Source organism: Nonomuraea sp. NPDC052634 (assembly GCF_040678535.1).
Taxonomy (GTDB): Bacteria; Actinomycetota; Actinomycetes; order Streptosporangiales; family Streptosporangiaceae; genus Nonomuraea; species Nonomuraea fastidiosa.
In genome coordinates this window covers 2,225,166-2,238,738 of sequence record NZ_JBFATY010000001.1, presented here as the reverse complement: position 1 = coordinate 2,238,738, position 13,573 = coordinate 2,225,166, and the positions used below count along the sequence as shown (strand labels likewise).

The 13,573-nt window shown below is 71.8% G+C and carries 12 protein-coding genes; 3 read left to right on the top strand and 9 right to left on the bottom strand.

Translation table 11 applies throughout. The features are described from left to right. The first annotated feature begins 66 nt into the window (after positions 1-66). The gene (locus AB0K67_RS10085; protein ID WP_364055896.1) at positions 67-549 is read left to right on the top strand and encodes a proteasome activator; all 483 of its coding nucleotides are present in this window, start codon (positions 67-69) and stop codon (positions 547-549) included. Between the two features lie 8 nt (positions 550-557). Here the strand turns inward: AB0K67_RS10085 and AB0K67_RS10080 are convergent, their stop codons facing one another. The 8 genes from AB0K67_RS10080 to AB0K67_RS10045 all read right to left on the bottom strand — a co-directional run bounded on the left by AB0K67_RS10080 (position 558) and on the right by AB0K67_RS10045 (position 10,552). Further along, complete coding sequence (locus AB0K67_RS10080; protein WP_364055894.1) at positions 558-1,139, bottom strand: ATP/GTP-binding protein; 582 nt, start codon at positions 1,137-1,139, stop codon at positions 558-560. Then, the gene (locus AB0K67_RS10075; RefSeq protein WP_364055891.1) at positions 1,120-1,470 is read right to left on the bottom strand and encodes a DUF742 domain-containing protein; all 351 of its coding nucleotides are present in this window, start codon (positions 1,468-1,470) and stop codon (positions 1,120-1,122) included. Before AB0K67_RS10075 ends, AB0K67_RS10080 begins: the two co-directional genes overlap by 20 nt. Then, complete coding sequence (locus AB0K67_RS10070) at positions 1,467-1,892, bottom strand: roadblock/LC7 domain-containing protein (RefSeq protein WP_364055888.1); 426 nt, start codon at positions 1,890-1,892, stop codon at positions 1,467-1,469. Before AB0K67_RS10070 ends, AB0K67_RS10075 begins: the two co-directional genes overlap by 4 nt. Beyond that, positions 1,885-4,434: a nitrate- and nitrite sensing domain-containing protein gene (locus tag AB0K67_RS10065; protein ID WP_364055885.1), complete on the bottom strand. Its 2,550-nt coding sequence runs from the start codon at positions 4,432-4,434 to the stop codon at positions 1,885-1,887. The genes AB0K67_RS10070 and AB0K67_RS10065 overlap by 8 nt, the downstream gene beginning before the upstream one ends. A gap of 299 nt (positions 4,435-4,733) precedes the next feature. Then, entirely contained in the window at positions 4,734-5,909 is a 1,176-nt protein-coding gene (locus tag AB0K67_RS10060; RefSeq protein ID WP_364055882.1) for an acyl-CoA dehydrogenase family protein, read from the bottom strand. A gap of 79 nt (positions 5,910-5,988) precedes the next feature. Then, positions 5,989-6,612 (bottom strand): YoaK family protein, encoded by a 624-nt coding sequence (locus AB0K67_RS10055; protein WP_364055879.1) that lies wholly within the window; start codon positions 6,610-6,612, stop codon positions 5,989-5,991. Between the two features lie 142 nt (positions 6,613-6,754). Beyond that, positions 6,755-8,566, bottom strand: coding sequence for a glycosyltransferase (locus AB0K67_RS10050; RefSeq protein ID WP_364055876.1), 1,812 nt, complete (start codon positions 8,564-8,566; stop codon positions 6,755-6,757). A 309-nt stretch (positions 8,567-8,875) separates the two neighbouring features. After that, positions 8,876-10,552, bottom strand: coding sequence for an aromatic amino acid ammonia-lyase (locus tag AB0K67_RS10045; protein WP_364055873.1), 1,677 nt, complete (start codon positions 10,550-10,552; stop codon positions 8,876-8,878). A gap of 95 nt (positions 10,553-10,647) precedes the next feature. Here AB0K67_RS10045 and AB0K67_RS10040 point away from each other — a divergent pair, with 95 nt between their 5' ends. Beyond that, the gene (locus AB0K67_RS10040; RefSeq protein ID WP_364055870.1) at positions 10,648-11,043 is read left to right on the top strand and encodes an arsenate reductase family protein; all 396 of its coding nucleotides are present in this window, start codon (positions 10,648-10,650) and stop codon (positions 11,041-11,043) included. Positions 11,044-11,166: 123 nt separating this feature from the next. Here the strand turns inward: AB0K67_RS10040 and AB0K67_RS10035 are convergent, their stop codons facing one another. Continuing rightward, complete coding sequence (locus AB0K67_RS10035) at positions 11,167-12,717, bottom strand: MDR family MFS transporter (RefSeq protein WP_364055867.1); 1,551 nt, start codon at positions 12,715-12,717, stop codon at positions 11,167-11,169. A 150-nt stretch (positions 12,718-12,867) separates the two neighbouring features. On the opposite strand from AB0K67_RS10035, the gene AB0K67_RS10030 reads away from it, so the two are divergent. Beyond that, entirely contained in the window at positions 12,868-13,446 is a 579-nt protein-coding gene (locus AB0K67_RS10030; protein WP_364055864.1) for a TetR family transcriptional regulator, read from the top strand. Positions 13,447-13,573 lie beyond the last annotated feature (127 nt).

Genomic DNA, 13,573 nt, shown 5'->3' with positions numbered 1-13,573 from the left:
CCTGGGCAGGGGTCAGCTGAGGACCGCGCCCCCACGTGGGGCGAGCTGCGACGACAGGACGGCGACATGACCTCTGCACCCGATCCCCACCGGCCGGTCGCCCCTCCCATCCCGCCCGGCGCGGCGGAACCGGAGGACGCGGCCGAGGCCGCGATAGAGGCCGAGATCGCGCGCGTCAAGGAGCCGGCGCGGCTGCTGCGCGTCAGCACGATGGCCCGATCGATGCTCGACGAGGCGCGCGGGCTGCCGCTCGACGAGCACGCACGCGAGCAGCTCGGGCACATCCACGCGCGCGTCGTCGCGGAGATCGGCGAGTCGGTGGCGCCCGAGCTGCGCGAAGAGCTGGAACGGCTGCTGCCCGCCACGTCCGGCACCCTCACCCAGGGGGAGATCCGCATCGCGCAGAGCCAGCTCGTGGGCTGGCTCGAAGGGGTGTTCCAGGGCATCAAGGTGGGGCTGTCGCTCCACCAGGCGGCCCATCCCGAGCTGCCGGGACGTCCGGGACCGCCTCGCCCGCCGGGCGGCCCGGGCGCGGGCCCGTACCTGTGATCAGACCTTCATCGGCCTTTCACCGCGTACGTGACGAGCGTCGTCAGCACCTCCTTGACCGACTCGCGCTGCCGCACGTCGCACATCACGATCGGGATGTGCTCGGCAAGCCCGAGCGCCCGCCGCACCTTGGACGGCTCGTACCGGCGGGCGCCGTCGAAGCAGTTGACCCCCACCACGAACGGGATCTGCCGCTGCTCGAAGTAGTCGACGGCGGGGAAGCAGTCCTGCAGCCTGCGCGTGTCGGCGAGCACCACCGCGCCCAGCGCGCCGAGCGCCAGCTCGTCCCACATGAACCAGAACCGGTCCTGACCCGGCGTGCCGAACAGGTACAGCCACAGCCCGTCCCTGATCGTGATCCGGCCGAAGTCCAGCGCCACCGTGGTCGTGACCTTGGACTCCACGCCCGAGGTGTCGTCCACGCCGATGCCGCGGTCGCTCAGCAGCTCCTCGGTGTGCAGCGGCCGGATCTCGCTGATCGTGCCCACCATGGTCGTCTTGCCGACGCCGAAGCCGCCCGCGATGAGGATCTTGATGGCCAAGGCAGGGACGGCCGGCGCCGTCCCCGGCTCAGAGACTGCGTAGCCCATGGAGCACTTCCCTGTAGATGCGTTCGTCGATCGTCTGCGCGACGGGGCGCGGGCGGTCGATGGTGACGAGGCCGTCGCGGCGCAGATCGTCCAGGATGACCCTGGTGATGTTGATGGGCAGCCGGAGGTGCGCCGCGACGTCGGCCACGGGTGTGGGCCTGCGGCACAGCGCCAGCACGGAGCGATGCTCCGGCATCAGGTCCGGAGGCCCGGGGGCGTCGCCGGCCGTCGTGACGATGGCCATGAGGTCGAACGCCTCGCCCTGAGGCCGCGCCCGGCCCCCGGTCAGCCCGAACAGCCGGATCAGCGGCCCCGGATCGTCCCCGCTCACTGCCTCGAACCGTTCCAGGCCGGAGCCGGTGCCGCTCCTCTCGGTTGCGCGGAGAGGTGCTCGCCGACCCTCTTGACCATCAGCGCCATCTCGTACGTGACCATGCCCAGCTCGGCGTCCGCCGAGGCGAGCACGGCGAGCCTGGCGCCCTGGCCGGCGGCGGTGACGAACAGGAAGCCCTCCTCCAGCTCGATGATGGTCTGCCGGACGCCGCCCAGCCCGAAGTGCCGTCCCGCTCCGGTGGCGAGGCTGTGGCTGCCGGCCGAGATGGCGGAGAGGTGCTCGGCGTCCTCCCTGGTCAAGCCCTGGGAGCTGCCCATGTTCAGCCCGTCGGCGGACAGCACGATGGCGTGCCGGATGCCGGGCACGCGCTGGATGAGGTCGTCGAGCAGCCAGCTCAGTTCGCTTCTGGAGTCAGGCATCGGATTGGTCGTCCTTTCGGTTCCACATGTCGTGCTCGTGCCCCGTCTGGCGGCGGCCTTGCTGCCAGCCGCGTTGCATGGACGACATGAGCTGTGCGAGCTCCTCAGGGCTGCGCTCCGCGACGACGCGCCGGTGCACGCGTCCGGAGTCACGTAGCTGGGGAGCGAGGCTGGCCTGCGGGATCCGCATGGGCAGCCCGTCGAGATCGTCGTCGGCGTCCTGAGGCGGCACCGTGACGCTCCACGCCTCCTTCGCCCCGCCGTTCCCCGGTGATCCGGGTACGGGCGTGGGCTTGGGGCCGCCGCCGGCCGGTCGCCGCATCGGCAGCTCCACGTCACCGGTGTCGGGCCCCGTGAGCGGGGGCCCCGAGCGTCCGTTGGCGTTTCCTGTGTTGTCTCCCATGGTGTGTCCCGTGGCGGGTGCCGTCGCGGGTCTCGTCGTGGGGGAGCCGGGTGCCGGCTCCGGTTCGGGGGCCGGCCTGGCGGCCGGGACGGTGCCGGACAGCCAGGCGGGCTCGGGCGTCCAGGTCGTGCCGGGTTCCGGCGCGCTGTCCCGGTGCGGGGCGTCGAACCAGGTGCCGCGCTCGGGGGCGGTGCTCGTGTCCTGCCCCCAGGATGAGCTCGGCGCGGTGGACGAGCCGGCGGTGAGCGCCGGGCGCTGGGCTTCGGCGAGCAGCGAAGCGGGCAGCAGCACGATGGCGGTGGTCCCGTCGTACGGCGAGCGCCGCAGCATGACCTTGATGCCGTGCCGGGCGGCGAGCCTGGCGACCACGAACAGGCCGAGCCGGTCGGTGTCGTCCAGGTCGAACTCCGGCACGTCCGACAGGCGGGCGTTCAGCTCGGCGAGCGTGGCGTCGTTCAGGCCGAGCCCGCGGTCCTCGATCTCCAGCGCCAGCCCGTTGGCCGCGGTGAGGCCGCGCACGGTCACGGTGGTGTTGGGCGGCGAGTAGACGGTGGCGTTCTCGACCAGCTCGGCGACCAGGTGGATGACGTCGGTGACGGCCGGGCCGACGAGCAGCGGCGCGTCCTGCATGGGCGCGACGGTGACCCGCGTGTAGTCCTCGACCTCCAGCACGGCGGCGCGTACGACGTCGAACAGCGGCACCGGGTCGCGCCAGCGGCGCGCGGGCGCGGAGTCGGACAGGATGATGAGGTTCTCGGCGTGCCGCCGCATGCGGGTGGTCAGGTGGTCGAGCTTGAACAGGTCCTCAAGGACGTCCGGCTCCTCCACCCTGCGCTCCATCGTGTCGAGCAGCGAGAGCTGGCGGTGCAGCAGCGCCTGGTTGCGCCGGGCCAGGTTGAGGAAGACCTGGCTGACGCCCTTGCGCAGCGCGGCCTGGCCGACGGCGGCCTCGACGGCGGTGCGGCGCACCGCGGCGAAGGCGTCGACCACGCGGTCCACCTCGGCGGTCTCGGCCGGTTCGAGCGGGGGCGCCTCGGTGGCCGGGTCCACGTCCTCGCCGCGGCGCAGCCGTTCGACGAGGCGGGGCAGCCGCTGCTCGGCCAGCTCGACCGCCGAGCCCTGCAGCCGGTGCAGCTCGCCGACCAGCGAGCGGCTGAACCGGTACGACAGCGCCAGCGACACCAGCACCGCCGCCAGGCCGATCAGCAGGACCAGCCCGATCCGCCAGTACGCGCCGACCTTCTGGCTCTCGGCCTCGGCGGCGGCCCTGGCCAGCTCGGCCTGCGTGGCCTGGTTGATCTGGGCCAGCACGGCCTCGGCGTCCGCGCGCCACTCGTTGCCGTTCACCGGCGGCGCGCCGCCCGTGTCGAAGGTGAACAGCTCGTCCTCGACCGCGACCACGCGCTGGTAGGCCTCGCTCGCCACCAGCTTGTCGTAGGCGGCCCGCAGCTCGGGCCCGGCGTCGCGCTCGGCGTTGGCGAAGACGAGCCGGCGGCTGGTCATGGCGGCCACGAACGCGGCGCGGTCGGTGGGGGTCATCCTGCGGTGCACGATCGTGCTGGTCAGCACCGCGTGCTCGCGCCACAGGTATTCGGCGGTGGCGCTGTAGGCGGCCATGCCGCGCACGGCGCGGTAGGAGGAGACGTCGCTCAGCGCGTCCCGGTCGGTGAACTGCCGGTTCACCACCGCGATCAGGTTGTTGTACGCCTCGATGATGGTCAGCGGCGGGGCCAGTACGCCGCCGTCGGCGGAGGCCCGCAGCGACTGGAGCCCGTCGAGGGCCTGCACCATCGCCTCGACCTGAGCCGGCGCCTCATCGGTCTCGCCTTCGAGGATGTCGTCGATGATCTCGCGGATCCTGGCGACCTGGGCGTCGGTCTTGTGCCGCTGGTCGGTGAGCGGCCTGTACGCCGCCGTGCTGCCGGGCGCCTCGGCGGAGAGCTTGCGCTCGCGCTGCAGCTCGACGATCAGCTGGAGCAGCGGGGAGCCGATGGCCTCCCAACGGTCCTGCGTCTGCGAGACCTCGACGATCTCGTCCACGCTCGAGTAGGCGATGAACCCCCATAACGCGACCATCGAGACCAGCGGGAGTAAAAGAATCCTGAGCAGCTTGGTACGGATCGGCGGGGGCGAACTCATCCTTCATCCATTCCGCGCGTGCCTGTGCGCTGCCGGGTGGCCGTGGACTCGCTACCGCCCCCCGAGGTTGCCCGCCACGACCTGATTGCGCCTGTGGTCCGTCCACTATGCCGATGGGGCAGATGTACTTCAAGGTACGGATGCGAAGAAACATCGCGAATGGTGGGTTGACTCTTTGTCAACCTACGATTCGTGAATCGTGACGGCCGTCATGCCACGCACAGTGACCAATTCCGCGCGAACGACCAGGGAATCGATCAGGGGGACGAGCGTGGGACCGGTCAAATGAGCGGCCACGATCAGACGAACGCGCTGTGCCCCGTCACCGCCCGCCCGACGATGAGCGTGTTGATCTCCCGGGTGCCCTCGTAGGAGTAGATCGCCTCCGCGTCCGCCACGAACCTCGCGATGTCGTAGTCGAGGATGATGCCGTTGCCCGCGAGCAGCTCGCGTGCCCAGCCGACCGCCTCCCGCATCCGCGACGTGCAGTACGCCTTGGCCAGCGCCGAATGCTCGTCCTTGAACACGCCCTCGTCCTGCAGCTTCGCCAGGCGCACCACCATGCCCAGGCAGGCGGTGGCGTTGCCCAGCATCTTGACCAGCAGGTCCTGCACGAGCTGGAAGGACGCGATGGGCCGGCCGAACTGCTCGCGCTCCCCGGCGTAGCGCAGCGCGATCTCGTACGCGGCGATCATGATGCCGACCGCCTGCCACGCGACGCCGCTGCGGGTCCTGCGCAGGATCTGCGCCGTGTCGCGGAAGGACCGGGCGTTCGCCAGCCGGTTCGACTCCGGCACCCGGCAGCCCGACAGCGTGATGTCGGCGTTCTGCACCGTGCGCAGCGCCATCTTGTTCTCGATCTTCGTGGCGGTGAACCCGGGCGTGCCCTTCTCCACCACGAACCCCTTGACCTGCCCGTCCTCGACGTCCCTCGCCCACACCACGATCAGGTCGGCGAACGTGCCGTTGCCGATCCAGCGCTTGGCCCCGTCCAGCACCCACGTGCCGCCCTCGCGTCTGGCCGTGGTCCGCATGCCGCCCGCCACGTCGGAGCCGCCCAGCGGCTCGGTGAGCGCGAACGCGCCGATCTCGTCCATCCTGCTCATCGCCGGCAGCCAGCGCTCGCGCTGCTCCTGCGAGCCGCACGCGGCGATGCTGCCCATCGCCAGGCCCGTGTGCACGCCGAAGAACGTCGCCATCGACGGGTCCGCGTGCGCCATCTCCAGCGCGAGGAAGCCGCTGAGCAGGCCGCTCGGCTTCGAGCCCGGGCACTCGGGGTGGGCGAGGGCCGCGATGCCCAGCTCGGCGTACTCCTTGACCAGGTCGATCGGGAACTCGCCGCGCAGCCAGCAGTCGTTGGCGATGGGCACCACCTTGTCGTGCAGGAACTCCCGCACGCGATGCAGCGTCCGCCGCTCGTCCTCGGCGAGCATGTCCTCGAACTGGTAGAAGTCCCCGGTCAGCAGCTCCGACATGGCCCCCGCTTCCTCCGCTCGTGGCCGCTCCTCCTACCCAGCACCCGCGTCCCGACACTGCCGGGTCTTTCTCGGGGCGTCATGCGTACGCGCTGGCGGCGAGTGCCACGGTCACCGCGAACAGCGCCAGCGCGGGCGCGGCCAGGGGGAGCAGGCGGACCAGCAGCGTGCCGCCCGTCGCGCCGAGCGCCAGCGCGAACAGCACCGCCACCAGCTCGGCCCCGTACGGCTGCCCGGTGCCGGGGGTCAGGTGGCGGGCCAGCGTGGTGGTCAGCGCCCCCGTGATGAACGTGGTCGAGCCGATGAACGTGCGCAGCCGGTGCGTCACCGCGCTCTGCACCCCCATGGCGAACGCGGCCGTCGCGATCAGCCCGAGCCGCGGCGCCGACAGCGCCCAGCCGGTCAGCAGCACCACCAGCAGCCCGGCCTCCGCCGCCACCGCCAGCCTCGTCCGCGGCGCCCACCCCGTCACCCCGCGCGTGAACCGGAACGCCGCCGCGAGCCCGCAGGTGAACGCGGCCAGCGCCACCAGCGAGCCCACCGCGTCGGCGAACTGGCTCCAGGCCGCCGAGATGCCGAGCAGCACCAGGTTGCCGGTCATGTTCGAGGTGAAGACGTGGCCCAGCGAGAGGAAGGTGAAGGCGTCGACGGCTCCCGAGGCCAGCGCCAGGCTCAGCACCGGCAGGCGTGGGACTGATCGCATCTGTCCATCGTCCGCCGTACAGGCCGCGGGGACGGGGAAGGCACGCAGGCAGCACGGCCGTGTCGGCCGAAGCGCTGGTCGACCGGCAGCGAGGATCGCCCCCGCCGGCCCCGCCCGCTTCGCATGCCGGGAAGTCGGGCGGCTACGCGCCGCCCTGGTGCCCGTTCGAGCCCGGGTGCGTGCCGTTCCCCGGTGCGGCCTGGGCCTGCTGGGTCGCCTGCTGCGTCGCCTGCTTGGAGGCGTCCGAGACGGGCTTCTGGGCGGGTTTCTGCGTGGAGGCGGGCAGGCGGTCGAGGACGCGGCGGCGGATGACCCGCTTCACCCGCCCAGTCAGGGTCACCGGCGGTGCGGGCTGCCGCGCCTGCCGCTGCGCCGCGTGCAGCTCGCGCCGCAGCGTACCCACCTCGCGCCGCAGCTCGACCGTGCTCTTGCGCCAGCGCCCCGCCTCGTCGCGCCACTTGGCGACCTGGCCGCGCAGCCGCTCGTTCTCCTTGGTCAGCCGCTCCACCTCGGCCTGCGCCTGCACCCTGGCCTTGTACGCGGCCCGCCGCCCCACCAGCTCGGGCAGCTCGTCACCGGAGGGGGAGAAGTCGTACTCCTCGCCGGTCACCCACCGCACCCCGGACACGTCGTCCACCGCGTCCTCCAGCGGCTCGCCTGGACGGGCGACCAGCCGGGCGCGCGAGAAGGACGCCACGCGTTCGAGCCGGGCCTCGACCACCCCGTCAGGCGTCTCGTCCAGCAGCACCCTGATCAGCCCGAGCGCTTCGTTGCGGGCCAGCCGCAGCAGCCGCGCCACGCTGTCCTCGCCCGGCATCCACCCGGCGGGCAGCCGCAGCACGAACGGCACCGACGGGTGGACCTCCTCGGTGGTCGCCAGGCGTACCCGGCCTTCGTGCTCGTAGTGGCCGTGGACCAGCACCAGATCGAGGTTCGGGTCCTTGAGCGGGGCGCGGCGGTCGCGGTCGAGGGTGTCCCAGGGGCCGGTCACGACGACGGACAGGTCCGGCACCGTCGAGGCGAGCAGGGCGTCCACGCTGGAGCGCACGGCCTCGTACCCGGCGGTGCCGGAGACGACGGCGGTGACGTGCGGGATCTTCCACTGCCGCGCGGGGTGGGTGCGCAGCCACTGGTAAGTGGGGATGCGGTCGGCGACGAAAGCGTGGCTGACGCGGTCGATGCGCTTCTGCTCCCGCATCCGCATGGTCGGCCCGAGGTGATAGGCGCGAGCCTTGGGCTCCGGTACGAACACCGCGCCCGCCTGCGCGAGCCGGTAGCCCATCTCGGTGTCCTGGCCGAGGATCAGCTCCTCGTCCATCGGCCCTGCGGCCTCGATGAGCCGCCTGCTGACCGAGGTGGCGCCGCCGACGTGCAGGCTGAACGGGCGTATCGGGTTGGCGGTGAGCCCGTCGGTCCGCTCCACCAGGCCCACCAGCCAGGCGTGCGGCTCGGCCGGCTCGAACGCCGCCTCCAGGTCATCGGGCAGCTCGTCGGGCAGCGGGGCGCTGGTGAAGCGGATGTAGCCGGTCACCGAGAGATAGGGGGCCGTGTGGTGCCAGCGCATGTGCGCCTCGAGGGCGCCCGGCGTGAGCACCACGTCGGAGTCGAGCCAATGGATGACGTCGCCGGTCGCCTCCGCGAGCCCGGCGTTACGGGCGGCGGCCCGGCCCGGCCGCTCGCACACCACCAGACGGGCGGCGCTGCCCTCGGGCAGCCGCAGCGGCGGATCGCTGCCGTTGTCCACCACGATGATCTCGGTCAGCTCCGCCGGATACGTCTGCCGCGCCAGCCCCGCGAGCACCAGGTCGAGCTTGTCCTGGGCGCCGTAGGCGGGGATGACCACGCTGACCCGCAACCGGGGCGTGAACCGCTCCGGCGGCCGCAGGACGCGGTAGTCGTTGCCGCGGACGCGCGGCACCTGGCTGTCTGCAGGGTCCCGAGGGGTCACGGACATGCGCGTTGCTACTCCCTCATTGCGTCGTCGGTCGGGGCGATCGCGTGCCCACTGTAGAGCCCTTACCTGAGAACGCAACGAAACCGGCATTCAGGAACTTGTGTTCCCGCAGGTCAGGCTTGTCAGGATTTGTCAAGGAAGCAGGAAAACCGCGCCGCCGTCCTCGCCCGCCGTCGAACACCCCTCCGCTCCGGCGCCCCTCCGTGCTCAGAGGTGCACTGACGCCGGCGACGGCGGCGGGAGCGGTCGTGCTCAGGGGCGCACTGACGCCGGTGCCGGTGCCGGCGACGGCGGCGGGTGCGGGTGGGGTCAGGGGCGGGTGGTCGTCGGCGGCGGCACGAGGCGGCCGTTCCTGATCAGCGCGACGACCCGCTCCAGATCAGGCGTCATGTAGCGGTCGTCACCGAGTGGTGCGACGTACTGGCGCAGCTCCGCGTGCAGGGCGCGGGTGCCGGGGCCGAGCGGCAGGCCGGTCATCTTGTCCGCGATCAGATCGATGCCCTGGGCGGCCATCAGGTACTGCACCGCCAGCACGATCTCCAGCCGGTCGAGGTTCTCGTGCAGGTGCCGGGCCGAGGCCATGGCCATCGTGTTGTGGTCCTCCTGGCCGTCCTTGACCGGGCGGGACAGCGTACCGGCCGGGGTGGCCCTGACCTGCAGCTCCGGGATCAGCGCCGCGGCGACGGACTGCACCTGCACCATGCCGGAGTTCAGCCCCGGCGTGCCGCCCGCGAGGTTCGCGGGCAGGCCGTAGCTCCAGCGGGGCGACAGCAGCCGCCCGGACAGCTCCTGCGACAGGACGGCGACGTCGGCGATCTCCGCGTTGAGGCTGTCGGCGAGGTGCCCCATGATCGAGGCGTCCCAGTTGCCGCCCATGACGAACTCGTAGCCGGTGCCCTGCTTGCGCCGGAAGACGAGCGGGTTGGAGGTGGAGGAGTTCGCCTCGCGTACGAGGGTGCGGCGGGCGTCGGCGAGCACGTGCCGCAGCCCGGCGAGGATGTGCGGCGCGGCCCGTACGGACACCGCGTCCTGCACCCGGGGCTCGTAGTTCTCGGGGTCGAGCCGCTTGCGGCCCTCCTCGGTCATCCAGCCCGAGCCCGCCACCATCGCCCGCAGCCGCGCAGCGACCGCGTTCTCCTCGGGGATGTGCCGTTCTTTGTGCGTACGCGCGTCCAAGGATCCCTGCTCGGCCCTGGTCGCCTCCATGAACAGCGCGAAGGCGCCCTCCGCCTGGTCGGCGAGTACCGTGGCCCGGCGTACGGCGTCCATGAGCAGGGCCGCCACGACCGTGCTGCCGCTGACGATCGGCAGCGCCTCCCCGGCCTTGAGCGTGAACGAGGCCGGCAGCCCGGCCTTGGGCAGCAGGGCGGACGCGGGCCCCTCCTCACCCGCGTACCGCACCGGCGCATCCTCGCCGATCGCCGCCAGCCCGGCCGCGGCCTGCGGCTGCAGGTCGCCGGTGCCGAGCGAGCCGATCTGCGGCATCCTGGGCACGACCCCGGCGTTGACCAGGGCGAGGAGCCGTTGCGGCAGCTCGGGGCGCACGCCGTACGTGCCGCGTGCCATCTGGTTGGCCTTGATGACCAGCGCCAGCCTGGCCACGTGATCGGGCACGGGCTCGCCGACCCCGGCGGCGTGCGAGCGGAGCACGTTGCGCTGGAACTGCTCGGCCTGTTCCGGCGAGAGTGGCCGGTCCTTCAGCGGCCCGAGCGCCTGGTTCCAGCCGTACACCCGCTGCCCGCTCTCCAGCGCTTCGAGCGCGCCCGCCCGCGTCCGCGCCATCGTCGCCTGCGCGTTCGGCGCGATTCTGGCCGAGACCGGGCGGCCCTCCAGGATCGCGAAGGCGTTCTTGAGCGTGAACGAGCGGCCGTCGAGCACCAAATTCAGCGGGCGCGGCGCGGGCGCGGCCGGTTCCGCCGTGGCCTGCCCCGGTACGAGCAGGGCTGCCAGCAGTCCCAGCCCTGTGGCGATGCGTGCGATCCTCATGAAACGCCTCCCCCCTTCGGATCGCTCCGTTATAGGCAGGGGAGAGGTCAGGATGGGCGACGGCAGGCGGGTGCTGACCTGATCCGGGACAAGTGATGAGGGCCCCGGTACTGTCGGTGGCCATGGAGATCTGGATCAACCCGGCCTGCTCCAAATGCCGCGCCGCGCTGTCCGTGCTCGACGCCGAGGGCGCCGGCTACACCGTACGCCGCTACCTCGACGACCCGCCGAGCGCCGACGAGCTGCGCGACCTGCTGGCCAGGCTCGGACTCGAACCCTGGGACATCACGAGGACCGGCGAGACGGTCGCCAAGGAGCTGGGCCTGGCCTCCTGGCCGCGCGACGCCGCCGCCCGCGAGCGGTGGATCGAGGCGCTCGCGGCCCATCCCGTGCTCATCCAGCGGCCGATCATCACGGCCGACGACGGGTCGGCGGTGGTCGCCCGTACGGAGGAGGCCGTCCGCTCCGTCCTGCCCGCGGCGGGAAAGTGACGGAAGGCCGCGTCCCCGCGGGCGAGACGGGAACGCGGCCTTCCGGGTCCTTCGGGTCTTCCGGCTCTCCCGAAGGCTCACGCGGCCACCGGGCTCTTACGGCCTTCCGGGTTTGTTGACGCCTTACGCGGGACTGGCCGGGGTGGGAGCGTCCTCCTTCATCGGCTGAGCCGGCAGGTCGAGGCTGTCGCGCAGCTTCGCCGGCTTGAGGAAGAACGCCGCGATGAGCCCGACCACCGCGATGCCGGCCGAGACGAGGAAGATGTGGCCGGTCGCGTCACCGTACGCGGCGCGCACGATCTGCTTGATCGGCTCGGGCAGCGCGGCGATGTTGAGGCTGCCGCTCGCCGCGGCGCCGTCGCCGGTCACCGGGATGCCGGCCTTGGCCAGCCCTTCCGTGATGCTCGTCGCCACCCGGTTGGCCAGCACCGCGCCGAGCACGGACACGCCGACGGTGCCGCCGAGCGAGCGGAAGAACGTGATGGCGCCGCTCGCCGCGCCGACCTCGCGCAGCGGGACGGTGTTCTGGATGACCAGGACGAGGTTCTGCATCGACATGCCGACGCCGATGCCGACGGCGAGCATGAAGAGCGAGACCAGCACCAGCGACGTCTCGTGGTCGATGGTGGACAGCCCGCCGAACCCGGCGAGCAGCACGACCAGGCCGACCAGGATGTACGGCTTCGTCTGGCCGCTCTTGGAGACCATCCGGCCGCTGATCGTCGAGGAGAACAGCACGCCCACCATCATCGGGATGGTCAGCAGACCGGCGGCCGTCGGGCCGTAGCCGCGGCCGATCTGGAAGTACTGGCCGAGGAAGACCGCGCCGCCGAACATGGCCATGCCGACCGAGAGGCTGGCCAGGATGGCGAGCGCGGGGTCGCGGCGCTTGATGACGTGCAGCGGCACGACCGGCTCGCGCACCTTCGACTCCACGTACGTGGCCAGCGCGAGCAGCGCCACGCCACCGCCGACCATGGCGGCGGTCTGCCAGGACAGCCAGTCGAAGGAGTTGCCGACGAAGGTCACCCAGATGAGCAGGACGCTGACGCCGGCGGCGATGAGCGCGGCGCCCCAGTAGTCGATGCTGACGTCGGCGCGGCGCACGGTGGGCATGTGGAGGGTCTTGGCGAGCAGCGCGAACGCGGCGATGGTGAACGGCACGGCGATGAAGAAGCACCAGCGCCAGCCGAGCCAGGAGGTGTCGGCGATGAGGCCGCCGAGCAGCGGGCCCCCGACGGTGGCGACGGCCATGACGGCGCCGAGGTAGCCGTTGTACCGGCCGCGCTCCTTCGGCGGGATCATGGCGGCGATCACGACCTGGGTGAGGATCTGCAGCGCGCCCATGCCCAGGCCCTGCAGGGCGCGGAAGGCGATGAGCTGGCCGGTGTTCTGTGCGAACCCGCAGGCCAGCGAGCTGACCATGAAGATAACAATGGAGATCTGGAGCAGCAGCTTCTTGTTGAACAGGTCGGCGAGCTTGCCCCAGATGGGCGTCGAGGCGGTCGAGGCCAGCAGGGATGCGGTGACGACCCACGTGTACTGCGACTGGCTGCCGTTCAGCGCGCCGATGATCTGCGGCAGCGCCACCGAGACGATGGTGGCGCTGATCATGGCGACGAACAGGACGAGCAGGAGGCCGCTGAGGGCGTTGAGGATTTGGCGGTGGGTCATCGGCTCCGCCGCGGACGGCGCTGCCGGCTGGGCACTCACACGCAACCTCCGTTCAGGGTGTGTAAGGGAAGCAACTGGGACACTTTACATGCTCAAGCGGCAACTTTGCTCATTGAGCATTTATTCCCAATGGGTAAACTATGTCGCACCATGGGCAGTACAGCAGGGTTGCGTGAGCGCAAGAAGGCAGAGACGCGGCAGGCCGTGCACGAGGCCGCGCTGCGGCTCACCGTCGAACACGGCCTCGACAACGTCACCGTCGAGGCCATCGCCGACGCCGCCAACATCTCGCGCCGGACGTTCTCCAACTACTTCGCCGGCAAGGAGGACGCGCTGCTGTACGGCGACGAGCACATGCACGACACCCTCGTGCGCCGCGTACGCGAGCAGCCGCCCGACCGCTCCGCCTGGCTCGCGCTGCGCGGGGCGCTGGACAGCCTCTTCGACGAGCACGACGGGCCCGACCGCGAATGGCACGTCCGCGCCCGCCTCGCCATGCGCCACCCGTCCCTGCTCGCCCGCCAGCTCGCCAACCGGATCCAGCTGGAGAACGATCTGAGCGAGGCGGTGGCCGGACGCGACGGGGCCGCCGACCCCCGGCTCGTCGCGGCCACGTTCCTGGCGGCGCTGCGGGTGGCCACCCAGCAGTGGTGCTCGGAGGACGAGACCCGCCCGCTCCAGGACGTGATCGCCCAGTCCCTCGACCAGCTGGCAGCCCCCTTCACCTGACCCGGGCCGCCGGCGGCCCGAGCTCCTGTCCCGTCGGCCGCCGGCCCGCCGGACACGCCGCCCGTTGAGCGCCTCTACGACGACTCGCCGGACCGTGACGCGCACGGCATCCGGGTCCGCCGCGTGT

What these genes read in the sequence shown, in the direction of transcription:
- AB0K67_RS10050 (WP_364055876.1), bottom strand. Translation starts at nt 8,566, where the DNA reads ATGTCCGTGACCCCTCGGGACCCTGCAGACAGCCAGGTGCCGCGCGTC.
- AB0K67_RS10030 (WP_364055864.1), top strand. Translation starts at nt 12,868, where the DNA reads ATGGGCAGTACAGCAGGGTTGCGTGAGCGCAAGAAGGCAGAGACGCGG.
- AB0K67_RS10045 (WP_364055873.1), bottom strand. Translation starts at nt 10,552, where the DNA reads ATGAGGATCGCACGCATCGCCACAGGGCTGGGACTGCTGGCAGCCCTG.
- AB0K67_RS10040 (WP_364055870.1), top strand. Translation starts at nt 10,648, where the DNA reads ATGAGGGCCCCGGTACTGTCGGTGGCCATGGAGATCTGGATCAACCCG.
- AB0K67_RS10060 (WP_364055882.1), bottom strand. Translation starts at nt 5,909, where the DNA reads ATGTCGGAGCTGCTGACCGGGGACTTCTACCAGTTCGAGGACATGCTC.
- AB0K67_RS10065 (WP_364055885.1), bottom strand. Translation starts at nt 4,434, where the DNA reads ATGAGTTCGCCCCCGCCGATCCGTACCAAGCTGCTCAGGATTCTTTTA.
- AB0K67_RS10070 (WP_364055888.1), bottom strand. Translation starts at nt 1,892, where the DNA reads ATGCCTGACTCCAGAAGCGAACTGAGCTGGCTGCTCGACGACCTCATC.
- AB0K67_RS10055 (WP_364055879.1), bottom strand. Translation starts at nt 6,612, where the DNA reads ATGCGATCAGTCCCACGCCTGCCGGTGCTGAGCCTGGCGCTGGCCTCG.
- AB0K67_RS10080 (WP_364055894.1), bottom strand. Translation starts at nt 1,139, where the DNA reads ATGGGCTACGCAGTCTCTGAGCCGGGGACGGCGCCGGCCGTCCCTGCC.
- AB0K67_RS10035 (WP_364055867.1), bottom strand. Translation starts at nt 12,717, where the DNA reads ATGACCCACCGCCAAATCCTCAACGCCCTCAGCGGCCTCCTGCTCGTC.
- AB0K67_RS10085 (WP_364055896.1), top strand. Translation starts at nt 67, where the DNA reads ATGACCTCTGCACCCGATCCCCACCGGCCGGTCGCCCCTCCCATCCCG.